This is a genomic window from Skermanella stibiiresistens SB22 (genome assembly GCF_000576635.1).
In the GTDB taxonomy this organism is placed as follows: Bacteria; Pseudomonadota; Alphaproteobacteria; order Azospirillales; family Azospirillaceae; genus Skermanella; species Skermanella stibiiresistens.
On record NZ_AVFL01000026.1, the window covers coordinates 52,658 to 67,867 of the forward strand.

Genomic DNA, 15,210 nt, shown 5'->3' on the forward strand with positions numbered 1-15,210 from the left:
AGACCGGGGTTTTGACTGTGCGGCCGAACTCTTCATCCTGTACCCTTGTTTCATGGTTGAAATCTTGCCCACGCACACACCGCCCCTTGGGCCCTCCTTCGATCGGCCGCCGCTGGTTTCCGTTGAAACGGTGACGTCCCGGATGCGGGAGCGCACTTGGCCCGTGCATGAGAGATTGCATCTGCATCCCGTGCTGCGCCCGCTGACGATGCGCCGGCCGCAAATGGCCGGATATCTGGGCGCCGTTCGCGCGCTGTACGGCTTCGTGATCCCAATGGAGCCCCGGCTGGGCGACGAGGCCGCCGGCCGCGCCGCGCGGGCGCCGCTGCTGGCGGCCGACCTGCGGTGCCTGACGTCGGAAGGAGACGGCTCGTCGTCGGAACCTCCGCTCGCCGAGGAGCTGCCGGAACTGGCCTCCCCCGCCGCCAGACTGGGTTGCCGCTGGGTGCTCGACGGATCGGCGCAGGGTGGCCGGGCGATGCTGGGCCACCTCCAGCGGAGCCTGGGCGTCGGGCCGGACCGCGGCGCCGCCTATTTCGCCTCCGCCGCCGTGGATCTCGCGGCGGAACGTCTGTCGCTGCGGGATCACCTGGAGCGGCACGTCACCACCGAAGAAACCTGCCGCGAAGCGGTCGAGGCGGCCGAAGCCACCTTCGCGGCGCTCGAGCGCTGGCTCGACCAGCTTCACCGCCCATCCCGGACGCCCGACCATGACCAACGACCACACGCGTCAGGCCCCGGCGCCTGACGCGCCATCCCTGGACGACTGCGCGCGGGAACCGATCCACATTCCAGGATCGATCCAGCCGCATGGCACGCTGATGGTCTTGTCGGAAACGGACCTGACCGTCACCCACGCCGCCGCCAACCTGGCGCGGTATGTCGGTGTCCCGGTGGCGGAGGCGCTGGGGGCTCCGTTGGAGGTGAGCTGCCCGGCGGGAGCGGCCAACCTGCGGGCGGCGCTGGCGGCTTCGGACGACGGTGGCGGCGCAGGTGGCGGCGAGGACCGGGTGACGCGCTTCGGCTTCGAGGTGCCCGGCGGTTCCGTCCTGGACGCGGGCTTCCATCGTCACGATGGCCGCTTGCTGCTCGAGATCGAAGCGCCGGAGGCTGACGTGGTGGACGGCGCCGCGGAATTGGCGGCGTTCGCGCAGCGTCTCGAAGGGGCCGAGACCCGGTACGACATCGCCCGCTGGACCGTGGAACTGGTGGCACGGCTGACCGGGTTCGATCGGGTCATGGTTTATCGGTTCCTGCCGGACTGGAGTGGCGAGGTGATCGCCGAAATTCGTCCAGACGGGCGGCAGTCGTATCTGGGGTTGCATTTTCCGGCAACCGACATTCCGGCGCAGGCGCGCGAGCTTTATCGGGTCAACCAGTCGCGCGACATCGCCAATGTCCATGGCGAGGCGGTGCCGCTGCTCGCCATGGCTGGCGGGCGGGATGGGCGGCCGGTCGACCTCGCGCACAGCCATTTGCGGGCGGTCTCGCCGATCCACTTGGAATACCTGCGCAACATGGGTGTCGGCGCCACGCTGCTGGCGTCGCTTATTGTCCGGGACCGGCTGTGGGGCCTGATCTCCTGCCATCACCCGGGGCCGCGGCGGACCGGTTCGGCCCAGCGCGGCTTGGTTTCCCGAATCGCGGCCATCGCGTCCGGCGCGCTCGACCGCGGCGTCGCCCGCGACGAGGCACAGGCTCGCCAGCGTCGCGAGGTTCGGCTGGCGGCGCTGGCGTCCGCGTTCGACGGGGAGGCGGACAGCATCGCGGCTCTGCTGTGCGCCAGCCGCGGCTTGCGCGACCTGGCACTGGCCGACGGTGTGGCGCTTTATGTCGATGGCGCGGTCGCGGCCTTCGGCCACGCGCCGGATACCCACGAGATCCGTCATCTGGTGGAGCGTCATGACGCCGTCGCTGGCGAGGTGGCGGTCACCGACCATCTGGGCGAGCTGGAGCCCCAGGCCACCGGCTTCGACGACACGGTCGCCGGCCTGCTGATGGTCGAGCTGATGGCGCGGCCCCGGCTGGTGGCGTTGGCGTTCCGGCGCGAGGTGGTCCAGGAGATCTTTTGGGGCGGCGATCCGCACAAGCCGGTGCCGGTGGAGGCTGGTGGCAGGATCAGCCCGCGCAAGAGCTTCGAGCGGTGGCGGCAGACCGTGTCCGGCCGCTCGGCGCCATGGCCGGTCGAGGTGATCGACGGCTGGCGTGAGCTGCCCGCGCGATTGGTCGCGGCGGCTGGCGGCGAATCGGCGCTGGGGACGCGCCTGCACCACGATATCCACCGCTTCCACGCCTGGACCCGCTTCGACGAACCCGCCGTACAGGGGCTGATCGACGTCCTGCCTGGGGCGGTGCTGGTGGCGCGCCGGGCGGCCGGTGATTCGATCTATCGCGCCTTGACCATGAACCGCGAGTTCCAGCGCATCTTCGACATCATGCCCGACGAGGTCGCCGGCCAGCGGATCGACGAGGTGCTGAGCCTGCTCGGCGTTCCTCCCGCCATCCGCGCCATGGTCCCGGGCGGCACCGTCGAGACGGCGTTGACGGCACCGGGCGCCGGCGAGCGGACGGTCTCGATCAGCAGGCGGTCGCTGCTCAAGATCGACACCGACGAGGACGGCACCGCCCTGACCGCCTGGGTGTTCCAGGACATCACCAGTCACCGCAGAACCGAAGAGGCATTGAGGACGGCGCGCGATCAGGCGTTGGTCGCCAGCCGGTCGAAATCGACCTTCCTCGCCAATATGAGCCACGAACTGCGGACGCCGCTGAACGCGATCATCGGCTTCTCCGAACTGCTGGCGGACGAGATGTTCGGGCCGCTGGGCGACTCCAAGTACAAGGAATACGTCAACGACATCCGTCACGCCGGGGAACACCTGCTGGCGCTGATCAGCGATCTGCTCGACATCTCGAAGATCGAGGCCGGGCGGCGCACCGTCAACGAGGACGTGATCGATCTGGCGGCACTGGTGACCCGCTGCGTGTCCATGATGTCCGACCTGGCGCGCCGGGGCGACGTGGCGCTGGACTGCGTGATCGCGACTCCGGCGCCCAATCTCACCGCCGATCACCGCGCGGTGCTGCAGATCGTCGTCAACCTGCTGTCAAACGCCGTCAAGTTCACGCCCGCCGGTGGCACCGTCACCTGCGGGATCGTGACCTTGGCCGATGGCGGCGTCGCGATCGAGGTCAGGGACACCGGCATCGGGATTTCGGAGGAGGATCTGGACCGCGTGCTCGAGCCGTTCTATCAGGTGGATAACAGCCTGACGCGCCATCGGACCGGCACTGGCCTGGGGTTGTCGCTGGTCAACGCCATCGCCAGCCTGCATGACGGGCGGCTGGTGATGAAAAGCGGGGTCGGCAACGGGACGACCGTTCGGGTCGAGTTCCCGGCGTGGCGGACCGTCGCGGCTTCCGGCGCCACGGCCGAGGAGATCGCCCCTGCCGCTTGAGCCCGGTTGCTTGAGGCCAGTTGCTTGAGCCCAGTTGCTTGAGACTGGCGGGATGGGCCTGTAGGGTCGTCCCCCGACGCCAAGTCCCAGACGAAAGCCGGAGCGCCATGACCGCCAGTCCCTCCCAAGCATCCGGTACCGGTTCACGCGCCGTCCCGTCCACCGCCGAGACCGCCGCCGCGATCCGCGCGGGGGACCGGCGAGCCCTGGCCCGCGCCATCACGATGATCGAATCGACCCGGCCCGACCACCGCGCGTGGGCGGAGGACTTGATGGCGGAACTGCTGCCCCATACCGGCAAGTCGGTCCGGATCGGCATTTCGGGCGTGCCAGGCGTCGGCAAATCGACCTTCATCGAGACGTTCGGGCTTCACGTGATCGGCCAGGGGCACCGGATCGCCGTGCTGGCGGTCGATCCGTCGTCGCAACGGACGGGCGGCTCGATCCTGGGCGACAAGACCCGGATGGAGGAATTGACCCGCAACCATTCCGCCTTCATCCGGCCATCGCCGAGCGGCGGCACGCTGGGTGGGGTTGCGCGCCGGACGCGGGAGGCCATGCTGGCCTGCGAGGCGGCGGGCTACGACGTGGTGGTGGTCGAGACGGTCGGCGTCGGCCAGTCGGAAACCGCCGTGTCCGACATGGTCGACCTGTTCATGCTGCTGCTGCTGCCGGGCGGCGGCGACGAGTTGCAGGGGATCAAGAAGGGCATCGTCGAGTTGGCCGACCTGATCGTCGTCAACAAGGCGGATGGGGCGCTGGTCGACGCCGCCCGCCACGCGGTCGCCGAGTACAGGCACGCGCTGGCGCTGCTGCGCCAGCCGTCGAAGGACTGGAAGGTGCCGGTGCTGACCTGCTCCGCAGCGACCGGTGTGGGCGTGCCGGAGGTCTGGGAGACCGTCGGCCGCTACCGCGCGACGTTGGCGGCATCCGGAGCCTTGGACGCGCGCCGGGTCGAGCAGGCGCGGGCGTGGATGTGGAGCGAGATCGCGGAGACGCTGACCGACGCGTTCCGCCGTCACCCGGCCGTGCGCGCCGACCTACCCGGTGCCGAGCGGGCGGTGACACGGGGCGACGCCACCCCGACCGCCGCCGCCCGCGGCTTGCTGGAGAAATTCCTGGGGAACCGGACGGACGGCTGAGCGGCCGTCCATCCATCATTCCACCAGCCGTCGTTCAGACGATCCGGCGCGGTTCGACCGGGAAGGATACCAGCCGGTCCATGTCGGCGAAGTTGGCGACGTCGTCGAGCGCCACCTTGCCCTCCGGCGAGCCCAGGCCCGCGTTCATGGCTTCGGCGCTGTCGAAGGTCAGCAGGGCGATGCCGTCCACCGCCGTCTTGCCCTCCGAGTCGGGCTGGACGTGGTTCTGCACATAGCCGCGCAGGCCGGGGATCTTGGCCGCGATTGGACCATGGGTGTCGTGCCAGTAGCTCTGGTATTGCTCGATCGACGTGCCGGGCTTCCGGTACAGCAGCAGGGCCAGCGTGAACATTTTCATAGTCCTCCCAACATGTTGTTCGTTGCCGTCACGGTGACGACACCCGTGACGGCTGTCAATCGGGACAATGGCGGCATCGCCTCCCGGCTTTGGGCGGAGGGGGTCACCAGACCTCGGACTTGAGCGCTCCCGGCATCAGCGCGTTGCCGCGCGCCGCGAACTGCGGCACGCCGCGGTTCTCCGCCGCCTCGTAATCCTCCAACGTCGCGATGGCCCATTTCGACAGCAGCAGGATCGCTCCCAGGTTGACCAGCGCCATCAGGCCCATCGCGACGTCGGCCAGGGCCCAGATGGTCGGAAGCTCGCCGATCGAGCCGCCCACCACCGCCAGGATCGCCACGACGCGGAAGATGTTGAGGACGTTGGCCCGCGCACCCAGGAAGGTCATGTTGCCGTCGGCGTAGGCGTAGTTGCCGATGATCGAGGAGAAGGCGAACAGGAAGATCACGAAGGTCATGAACAGGCCGCCGACGGTGCCGAACTCCTCGCCGATCACCGACTGGGTCAGGCTGGCGCCCGCCATCTCGGTGGCTCCGGTCGGATCGTACTGGTTGGAGAGCAGGATGATGAAGGCGGTCGCCGAGCAGATCACGATGGTGTCGACGAAGACGCCGAGCGCCTGGATGAAGCCCTGGGTCGCCGGGTGCGGCGTTGTGGCGGTGGCCGCCATGTTGGGGGCGCTGCCCATGCCCGCCTCGTTGGAGAACAGCCCGCGCTTGGCGCCGTTCATCAGGGCGACGGTCAAGCCGCCGAAGGCCCCCGCCGCCGCCTGGTCCAACCCGAACGCCGAGCGCACGATCAGCATGAACATGTCGGGCACGCGGTCGGCGTGGATCACCAGGATGGCGAAGGCCAGCATGATGTAGGCCAGCGCCATGATCGGCATCATCCATTCCGCGACCCGCGCGACCGAGCGGATGCCGCCGAAGAAGATCGGCGCGCAGACCAGGGCCAGCGCCACGCCGGTCACCCAGGTCGGCAGGCCGAAGCTCTCGCCCAGCACGTCGGCGATGGTGTTCGCCTGGACCGCGTTGAAGGCGAGCCCGAAGGTGAAGATCAGCAGTACCGCGAAGACGATGCCCCAGCCGCGCGAGCCCAAACCGCGCTGGATGTAATAGGCGGGACCGCCCCGGAACGTGCCGTCCTCCTGCGGGACCTTGTAGAGCTGGGCCAGCGTCGCCTCGATGAAGGCGGTCGCCATGCCGACCAAGGCCACGCACCACATCCAGAAGACGGCGCCCGGGCCGCCCAGGGTCAGGGCGATCGCCACTCCGGCGATGTTGCCGGTGCCGACCCGGCTCGCCATGCTGACGCAGAACGCCTGGAACGGGGAGATGCCGCCTCCCTCGCAGGAGCGCGAACCCGCCATCACGCCGAAAAGATGGGGAAACCTTCGGATCTGCACGAACCTCGTCTTCACGGTGAAATAGATGCCGGCACCGATCAGCACGTAGATCAGCAGATAGCCCCAGATGATGGTGTTGAGAGTGCCTAAGACGGCGTCGAGACTTTCCATGGCACGCCTTTCCAGAAAGAATGGACCGGTTTTCCAGTCCAGGAATTTCGGTCGCGGAGCGGTGGAGGGATGTTCTTGAATTCCGGCGGGGAAGTCGGGCAGATAAAGACCGGGGTAAACACCCTCATGATCTACCGCCGGCACGTCCCAAGGGGAAACACGATTATGGCGATGAAGACCACACTGCTTGGATTGTCACTCGCGGCGACGCTCGGCACGACGGCCATGACCAGCGTCGCCGGAGCGGCGGACTATCGGCTGCGCGTCCTGCACGTCAACGATGTCCACGCACGCTACGACCAAGTGACATCCACGGGTGGCTTCTGCACTCCCAAGGACGAGGCGGCCGCCAAATGCGTCGGCGGGGCGGCTCGGCTCCAGACCAAGCTGCTGGAACTGCGCGGCGACAACGCCCTGTTCCTCGACGCCGGAGACCAGTTCCAGGGCACGCTGTTCTATACCCAATACAAGCATGGCGCGGTTCAGACCGTGCTCGGCATGCTGGGCCCCGATGTCCAGACCCTTGGCAACCACGAGTTCGACGATGGCCCCTCCGGATTGCGGCCCTATCTGGACGCCGTGTCCTGGCCGGTGTTGAGCGCCAACCTGGACGCCTCGCGCGAGCCGAAGCTGAAGGGCAGGGTCAAGCCATACACCATCATCCAGAAGGACGGTCAGCGGATCGGCGTCGTCGGTCTGACCACCCATGACACCCCGATCACGTCCAGCCCCGGTCCCACCGTGGCCTTCCGCGACGAGACCGCCGTGCTGGGGAAGGCCGTCGCGGAGTTGAAGGCGCGCGGCGTCGACAAGATCATCGCCTTGACCCATATCGGCTATTCCGAGGACCAGGCGCTGGCCGCGACGGTCGATGGCGTCGACGTCTATGTCGGCGGCCACAGCCACACCTTCCTGGAGACCGGCAACGACAAGGCCGCCGGGCCCTATCCGACCGTCGTCAGGACGCCGTCGGGCGCCCCGGCCCTCGTGGTCCAGGTGGGGGCCTATGGCACGCATCTGGGCCAGCTGGATGTCACTTTCGACGGTGCCGGCGTCGCCACCGCGTGGGAGGGGCGGCCGATCGCGCTGTCAAGTGACGTGCCGCGCGATCCCGCGGTCCAGGAGAAGATCACCCAGCTCAGCGCCCCGCTGGCCCAGCTTCGGCGCCAGCCCGTCGGACAGGCCACCGTCGAGCTGGTCGGCACCAGCGACGCCTGCCGCTTCGACGAATGCAACCTGGGCAACCTGATCGCCGACGCGATGCTGTGGGCGACGCGGGACCAGGGAACCCGGATCGCCATCCAGAACGGTGGCGGCATCCGCACCGGCATCCCCGCCGGACAGGTGACGATGGGCCAGATCCTGGAGGTGCTGCCGTTCTCCAATACCTTGGCGACCTTCTCGATCACCGGCGCCGATCTCTGGACCAGCCTGGAGAGCGGCGTCTCGAAGGCCCATGACAAGACCACGTCCGGGACCGGCCGGTTCCCGCAGGTGGCGGGCCTGCGCTATGTCTACGATCCCACCAAGCCGGAGGGCTCGCGCATCGTGTCGGTGGACGTGCGGGAGCCGGACGGCGGCTTCCGGCCGCTCGACCGAGCCGCCACGTACAAGGCCGCGACCAACAACTTCATGCGCGCCGGCGGCGATGGCTATGCCCTGTTCGCCAAGGCCGCGGACGCCTATGACTATGGCCCCAACCTGGAGATGGTGGTCGCGGAATACATCAAGGCGACCGGTCCCGTCACCCAGGGCGTCGAGGGGCGGGTAAAGCGCGCCCCCTAGGAATTTGGCGGGAGCGTTGGATCAGTCGGCGGCGGACGCGGCGAGCAGCCGCTCCATCGCCATGCTCAGCTGCCGTGACGTGATCGGCTTGTGAGCGACGCTGAAGCCATAGGCCGCGGCGTCCTGAACGCATTCGGGGCCGGTCTCCCCGGTCAGGATGACGCCTGGGATGTCGGTGCCGAACAACTCGCGGATCTTCAGGATGGCCTCGGTCCCGATCCTGCCGCCGCGCAGGCGGTAGTCGGCCACGATGATGTCGGGCTTGCGGCGCCCCGTGCCGAGGCCGGCCAGCGCCTGCTCGGTCGAGCCGGCCGCCAGCACGTCGTAGCCCCAGTCGCGGAGGATGCTCTGCAGGCCCAGCAGGACGATCGCGTCGTCGTCAACCAGGACCGCGTAGCGGCCCTTGGCCTTGACCAGAGCCGGGACTTGGACCGGGTCGGAGGCGGGAGCCGCCGTCTTGACCGGTTCGGGTGCCGCGAGGGCCAGGGACGCTCCTGTCGCGGCGGGGATCTCGACGCTGAAGACGGAGCCCCGGCCCAGCGCCGAGCGGACCTCGACGCGGTAGCCAAGCAGCTTGGCGATACGGTCGACGATCGCGAGGCCCAGGCCAAGCCCCCTGTTGCGGTCGCGCTCGGGGTTGCCGACTTGGTGGAACTCCTTCCAGATGTCCTCCATGTGCTCGGTCGGGATACCGATGCCGGTATCCTGCACCTCGACCGTGACGATCTCGCCGAACTGTCGGCAGTCGATCCGGATGCGGCCGGTGTTGGTGTAGTGGACCGCGTTGTCCAGCAGATTGCCCAGGATGCGGCCCAGCAGCGCCCGGTCGCTCCGCACCACCTCGCCGTGCTCGTGGATCTCGAACGCCAAGCCCTTGGCCGTCGCGACCTTGGCGTAGGCGACGCCGATCTGGTCGAACAACAGCTTTAGGGGAAACTCCTCCAGCGTGGGTTCGACCGTCTCGGCGTCCAGCCTGGAGACATCGAGCAAGCCGTCGAGCAGGACCTTGAGCGCGTCCAGCCCGCGCCGGAGGTGCAGCAGTTTCTCGTGGCCCTCGCCGTCCCCGACGTGCTGTTCCAGGCTATCGGCGAACAGGAACAGCGACTGCATCGGCTGGCGCAGGTCGTGGCTGGCGGCGGCGAGGAAACGGCTTTTGGCGGCATCGGCCCGCTCGGCGGCGCTTCGCGCTCGTTCCGCCTCGTCACGCGCCGCCTGGAGCGTCTCCTGATACAGTTTTTGGTCGTGGATATCCGTCGAGGTGCCGAACCATTTGAGCGGTTGGCCGGTTTCGTCCAGCATCGGCAGGGCGCGCGCGAGATGCCAGCGGTACATGCCGTCGTGACGGAGGAAGCGATGCTGGTGCTCGTAGACGTCGAGGTTCGCCAGGGCCGACCGCCAAGCCTCGAGCGTGCCTTCGACATCGTCCGGATGCATGGTCTCCAGCCACCTCCAGCCGTCGACGAACTGCTCGCTGCGCGGACCCAGGTAGGCCCGCAGCCGCCCATTGACATAGTCGACACCGCCGTCGCCGGTCGCGGTCCAGACGATCTGGGGGATGCTCTCGGCCAGGAACCGGTATTGGCGCTCGCTTTCCGCCAAGGCGTCGCGGGCGCGTCGTCCTTCCGTGACGTCCTGGAAATAGACCGCGATGCCGCCATCGGACAGGGGGCCGTCGGGCAGGGGGAACGCCCGGACATAGAACCACATGCCCAGCGCCGGGTAGTATTCCTCGAACTCGACCGGAACGCGGTCGGCGGCGACGCGGTGGTATTCATGCCAGAACGCCGTGGTGTCGGCGTCGGGCAGCACATCCCAAAGCAGGCTGCCGGTCACGTCGACGCCCTCCGCCAGAAGGTTGCGGGCCCGTTGGTTGATGAAGATGACGCGCCACTTCGGATCGACCTCGAAGACACCATCCGTGGTGCTCTCCAGGATCGCCGTGGTGCGCTCATTCGCGCGTTGCGCCAGTTCCAGCTGAAGCAGGCGGCGTTCGGCGGCGCTCCGTTCCATCAGGAAGCGCGCCAGGAGCCAGCCGATGCCGAGCGCCACGCCGATGGCCAGGACGCCGCCGCCGATCACGGCGGACAGGGTCCGCTGGGCCGGCAGGTCGATCAGTGAGGACGGCATCCCCAGGGCCACGGTCCAGCCGGTGATGGGCGAACTGGCGGAGGCGACGTACAGGCTCTCGCCCAATTGGTTGGTGGCGTGGAACATCGCCGAACCCCGCCGCAACCCGTCGATCAGCGACGGGTCCGGATACGATCCGATACCGGCGTCCCGCCAATCCTCGGACAGGGTCCGGGCGATCAGCCTCTCCTGGTCATCCAGGACGCCGATCCGCCAGCCTGGAGTCATGCCTTGGTCGCGCAAGGCCTGATTGATGGCCCAGGCGCGGACGAAGGCGGTCAGCACGTATTCGACCCCAGCCCGCCCGAACACCGGGACGCTGACCGCGACCATCGGCTCGTCCGTGTGTGGAGCCTTCGCCGCGGTATCCTCGGTGGGGCTGATCAAAATGCCGCTGAATTGGGCCTCGCCGTATTGGAAGACGGCGTCGATGCCCGATCCCTTTTCCGCCCCGTCGGGCACCGAGAAGCCGTCGCGCCCCACCTGCGTCGCCCCGTCACGCGCCGTCAGGCGCAACGCCATCCAGTCCGGCCGCAACGCCAGCACGCGGTGCGCCTGCTCCTTGAAACCCTCGTAACCGTCACGGCGCTCATCGAAGAGAAGCCCCGAGGTCGCCAGGGTTTCCAGAGCGATGCGGATCGTCGTCACGCGCTCGTCCACGGTCGCGAGGGCGGCACCCGTGGACTGGCGCATGAAGGCTTCCCAGGACCGGGTCTGCTGCTGGTCGAACAGCACCATCATGGCCGCCGCGAAGACGACGATGGGCAGCGAGGCCGCGAGAAGCAGATAGGGAAGTCGGACGCGCTTCATCGGCTGCGGCCTGTTCCTGTGTGGTGAGGGGTCGACGGTGGGGCGGTCGCGCCGTTTTGACGGTGAGGCAACCGCACGGTGGCGCATCCATCCATGAAGGGACTATCATACCAGTGTCAAGCACCCTTAAATTGTGGGGATTAACCATGATGGAATGGTGCCGGGCCGGTGTGGCGCGATTTATCGGCCACCTGATGGTCCGGTTGGCGCCCAACGCGGTGGTGATCCCGCTGATGGTGGCCCCGCTGATTATTGGCATCTCGATCTGCGGCTCGATACAGGCTCACGCCGGCGAGACGCTGGACCGGATCACGCGGACGCGGATGGTTCGGATCGGCTACGCGCCCGAACCACCCTACGCCTATCGATCGCCGGATGGCCGCGTCACCGGAGAGGCTCCGGAGATCGCCCGGCGGATCTTCGCGCGCATGGGAATACGCGAGATCCAGGCGGTGGAAACCGAGTTCGGCGCCCTGATCCGGGACCTGACGAATGGCCGTTTCGATGTCATCGCCACCGGCATGTACATCCTGCGGGAGCGTTGCGGCCAGATCGCGTTCTCCGAACCCACATATCGGGCGGCCAATGGCCTCGGGCCTGGCCTTGGCGTCCGCGTCGGCAATCCGCGTGGCCTCCACGGCTACGACGACATCGCCGCCGACCGTTCGGTCCGGCTGGGTGTCGTGGCCGGAACGTTCGAGCATATCCTGGCCCAAAGAGCCGGCGTGCGGGACAGCCAGATGGCGTTGTTCCCCAACGTCGTCGCGGCGGCGAGGGGGGTCGTCAGCGGTCGGGTCGACGCCTTCGCCGCCACGTCGGCCTCGGTCGAGGCCATGGTGGAGCGCAACCAGCGGATCCTCGAGAAGGTCGGCCATTTCCGGGGCCATCCCGAAGGCGGGACACCGCGGGTGGAGCATGGTGGCTTCGGATTCCGGAAGCAGGACGATGATCTGCGCCGCGCCTTCGACGCGGAGTTGAGGAAGTTCGTGGGAACGCCTGAGCACCTTGACGTGGTGGCGCGGTTCGGCGTCACCCGGATGGAGTTGCCGACCGCCACGGCCGCCGAGTTGTGCGCCCGCTGATGTTTGGCCCCGTGACGACGAGGCCGGTGCCGTGGTATTTGGCCACGAGCCGGAACAAAGACGCGACTACCTCATTCGTTTAGGGGATTGGGCGCGAAATAGCGTCCCGCGACGGCCTGCTGGCCCGATTTCGGATGGAGTGGAATGACGGCTGCTATCAGGCGGAACGGAACGCCGGGCGATGATCCAGGTAAAGGCCCCGGCGATGGTGCGGCGCACGCGCTCGAAACGCGGGTTGGCGCCGATGGACGCCTGACGCTGGCCTTGTCCGGCGACTGGCGCGTCCGTCATGGGCTCGCCACCACGTCGGCGGTCGATGCCGTGCTCGATCGGGATGGATCGATCCGCTTGGTCGTCTGCGAGGATGGTGGGCTGCGGTCCTGGGACAGCGCGCTGGTCGGTTATCTGCTGAGGGTCAAGGACCTGTGCGCCGACCGCGGCATCGCTTTCGACACCGGAAACCTGCCGGCCGGCGTGGCGCGGCTGATGGCCCTGGCCCGCGCGGTTCCCGTCAAGGAGGACGCGGCGCGTGGCGATACCGCCCGATCGTTGCCGGAGCGGCTGGGGCAAGCGGTGCTGGATGGCTGGCGGGAGCTGGATCAGGCGGTCTCCTTCCTGGGTGAGATCGTGCTGGGGCTGGGCCGGATGATGGTCGGCCGGGCGCGTTTCCGGCGGGTCGATTTCCTGATGGCGGTGGAGGACGCCGGGGCTCGCGGGCTGCCGATCATCACGATCGTCTCGCTGCTGGTCGGCCTGACCGTCGCTTTCGTCGGCGCCATCCAGCTGAAGCAGTTCGGCGCCGACATCTATGTCGCCAATCTGGTCGGGCTGGCGATGACGCGGGAGATGGCGTCGCTGATGACCGCCATCGTGCTGGCCGGACGGACCGGCGCCGCCTACGCCGCGCAACTCGGCACCATGCAGGGCAACGAGGAGATCGACGCGCTGTCGACCATCGGCATCTCGCCGATCGACTTCCTGGTGCTGCCGCGCGTGCTGGCGCTGGCGCTGATGATGCCCCTGCTGTTCGTCTATTCCTGCTTCCTGGGGTTGCTCGGCGGCTATATCGTCGGGACCTCGATGCTGGGCCTGTCGGGGCCGGCCTATGTGCTCCAGACCCAGTACGCTTTGACCATGAACGATTTCTGGGTCGGCTTCGTGAAGAGCATCGTGTTCGGCATGCTGGTCGCCTACGCGGGTGCCTATCGCGGCATGCGGGCGGGCCGCAGCGCCCAGGCGGTCGGCGTCGCCGCCACCTCGGCGGTGGTGACCTCGATCGTCCTGATCATCGTGGTCGACGCCCTGTTCGCGGTGATGACCAACCTGCTGGGAATTTGACGTGAGCGATCCCACGAGAGCGGAGCCCCGGACCGCGCCCAGGGACTCGCCCCGGATCGAGGTCGACGGCCTGACCATGGCGTTCGACGATTTCGTCGTGCAGCGCGATGTCAGCTTCCAGGTTCCAACGGGCGACATCTTCGTGATCATGGGCGCCAGCGGCTGCGGCAAGAGCACGCTGTTGAAGCACATGATCGGGCTGGTCGAACCGGCGGCCGGCGACATCCTCTATGATGGAAAAAGCTTCACCGCCGCCGACGCCGAAGGCCGGGCCGTGATGAGCAGGCGCTTCGGCGTGCTGTTCCAGAGCGGCGCGCTGTGGAGTTCGATGACGCTGGCCGAGAACGTCTCGGTGCCGCTGTCGCAATACACCAGACTGACGCGGGACGAGATCGCCGAGCTGGTGTCGCTGAAGCTGGCGCTGGTCGGGCTCGCCGGATTCGAGGACTATTACCCGTCGGAGATCAGCGGTGGCATGCGGAAGCGCGCCGGCCTGGCGCGCGCCATAGCCCTGGATCCGGACATCCTGTTCTTCGACGAGCCATCGGCTGGGCTGGACCCGCTCAGCTCGCGCCGGCTGGACGACCTGATCCTGGAACTGCGCGACAGCCTGGGCGCCACCGTGGTCATCGTCAGCCACGAACTGGCCAGCATCTTCGCCATAGCCGACAACTCCGTCTTCCTGGACGCGGAAAGCCGCACCGCGATCGACGGCGGCGATCCCAAGAGCCTTCGTGACCACAGCGCGCACCCGGCGGTACGCGAGTTCCTGACCAGAGGAGAGCCAAGAACATGAAGCCCCGCCTTGGCCACTCGGAGACTTCCATGAGGAACCCATGAGGAACAAGGCCAACCCGCGCCTGATCGGCCTGTTCGTGCTTGGCGCCATCGCGTTGTTCGTGACGGCGCTGGTGGCGCTGGGCAGCGGCTTCCTGAGCCGTGAGCAGCCGCCGGCGGTCGTCTTCTTCGACGGATCGGTCAACGGTCTTTATGTCGGGGCGCCGGTCAACTTCCGGGGCGTCCGGGTCGGATCGGTGACCAGGGTCGACTTGGTGATCGACAGCAAGGACCTGACCGCCCGCATCCCAACCTATATCCGGTTCGATCCCGACCGGACCAAATGGGTTGGGCTGCCGGACGGCAAGGCGCCGGACATCAGCTATAGCGCGATGGTCGAGCGCGGACTGCGGGCCCAGCTGGTCTATCAAAGCTATGTAACCCAGCAATTGATGGTGGAACTGGACCTGCTGCCTGGCACCCCCGCGACGCTGGTCGGCGGCGACCCGAACGTGGAGGAGATTCCGGCGATCCCTTCGACGCTGGACGTGGTCCGCCGCAATCTGGAGAAGCTGCCGATCCAGGATATGGTCGGCACCGCCTTGAACACCCTGAACAACGTCGACAAGCTGCTGTCCTCGCCCGAGATCCCGGCGGCGCTGGCGGCCTTGGCGAAAGGCATGGGCGAGTTCGAGACGACCATGGCCGCGGCCAGGGGAACCATGACCACCGGAACGAACACGCTCACCCAGGTCCAGGGCGAGTTGCGCGCGACCATGGCCGATTTGAGGGGCCTGATCGGCACCGCCAATTAGGA

The 15,210-nt window shown here is 67.8% G+C and carries 11 protein-coding genes; 8 read left to right on the forward strand and 3 right to left on the reverse strand.

Annotation, left to right across the window (positions count from 1 at the left end):
- Positions 1-163 precede the first annotated feature (163 nt).
- From N825_RS26980 to meaB, 3 genes are all read left to right on the forward strand, one after another.
- The gene (locus N825_RS26980; RefSeq protein ID WP_157619564.1) at positions 164-748 is read left to right on the forward strand and encodes a biliverdin-producing heme oxygenase; all 585 of its coding nucleotides are present in this window, start codon (positions 164-166) and stop codon (positions 746-748) included.
- Positions 711-3,458 carry an ATP-binding protein gene (locus N825_RS36985; RefSeq protein ID WP_051513225.1) on the forward strand — a complete coding sequence of 916 codons (2,748 nt, stop codon included), beginning with the start codon at positions 711-713 and terminating at the stop codon, positions 3,456-3,458. The genes N825_RS26980 and N825_RS36985 overlap by 38 nt, the downstream gene beginning before the upstream one ends.
- Positions 3,459-3,565: 107 nt before the next feature.
- Entirely contained in the window at positions 3,566-4,600 is a 1,035-nt protein-coding gene (gene meaB, locus N825_RS26990) for a methylmalonyl Co-A mutase-associated GTPase MeaB (RefSeq protein WP_037458855.1), read from the forward strand.
- Positions 4,601-4,634: 34 nt separating this feature from the next.
- Here the strand turns inward: meaB and N825_RS26995 are convergent, their stop codons facing one another.
- Positions 4,635-4,958 carry an EthD family reductase gene (locus N825_RS26995; protein ID WP_037458856.1) on the reverse strand — a complete coding sequence of 108 codons (324 nt, stop codon included), beginning with the start codon at positions 4,956-4,958 and terminating at the stop codon, positions 4,635-4,637.
- 103 nt (positions 4,959-5,061) lie between these two features.
- A complete protein-coding gene (locus tag N825_RS27000) occupies positions 5,062-6,474 on the reverse strand; it encodes an alanine/glycine:cation symporter family protein (protein ID WP_051513229.1) in 1,413 nt (470 codons plus the stop codon).
- Positions 6,475-6,639: 165 nt separating this feature from the next.
- On the opposite strand from N825_RS27000, the gene N825_RS27005 reads away from it, so the two are divergent.
- On the forward strand, positions 6,640-8,259 hold the full coding sequence (locus tag N825_RS27005; RefSeq protein WP_051513231.1) for a bifunctional metallophosphatase/5'-nucleotidase: 1,620 nt from the start codon (positions 6,640-6,642) through the stop codon (positions 8,257-8,259).
- A gap of 21 nt (positions 8,260-8,280) precedes the next feature.
- On the opposite strand, the gene N825_RS38130 is transcribed toward N825_RS27005, so the two are convergent.
- A complete protein-coding gene (locus tag N825_RS38130; protein WP_084165100.1) occupies positions 8,281-11,196 on the reverse strand; it encodes a hybrid sensor histidine kinase/response regulator in 2,916 nt (971 codons plus the stop codon).
- Positions 11,197-11,342: 146 nt separating this feature from the next.
- On the opposite strand from N825_RS38130, the gene ehuB reads away from it, so the two are divergent.
- The 4 genes from ehuB (at position 11,343) to N825_RS27030 (ending at position 15,208) form a co-directional block, all read left to right on the forward strand.
- A complete protein-coding gene (ehuB, locus tag N825_RS27015; protein WP_084165101.1) occupies positions 11,343-12,278 on the forward strand; it encodes an ectoine/hydroxyectoine ABC transporter substrate-binding protein EhuB in 936 nt (311 codons plus the stop codon).
- Between the two features lie 144 nt (positions 12,279-12,422).
- Positions 12,423-13,616, forward strand: coding sequence for an MlaE family ABC transporter permease (locus tag N825_RS27020; RefSeq protein WP_084165102.1), 1,194 nt, complete (start codon positions 12,423-12,425; stop codon positions 13,614-13,616).
- Position 13,617: 1 nt separating this feature from the next.
- A complete protein-coding gene (locus tag N825_RS27025; RefSeq protein ID WP_037458860.1) occupies positions 13,618-14,412 on the forward strand; it encodes an ABC transporter ATP-binding protein in 795 nt (264 codons plus the stop codon).
- Positions 14,413-14,452: 40 nt separating this feature from the next.
- A complete protein-coding gene (locus N825_RS27030; RefSeq protein ID WP_051513233.1) occupies positions 14,453-15,208 on the forward strand; it encodes an MlaD family protein in 756 nt (251 codons plus the stop codon).
- Positions 15,209-15,210 lie beyond the last annotated feature (2 nt).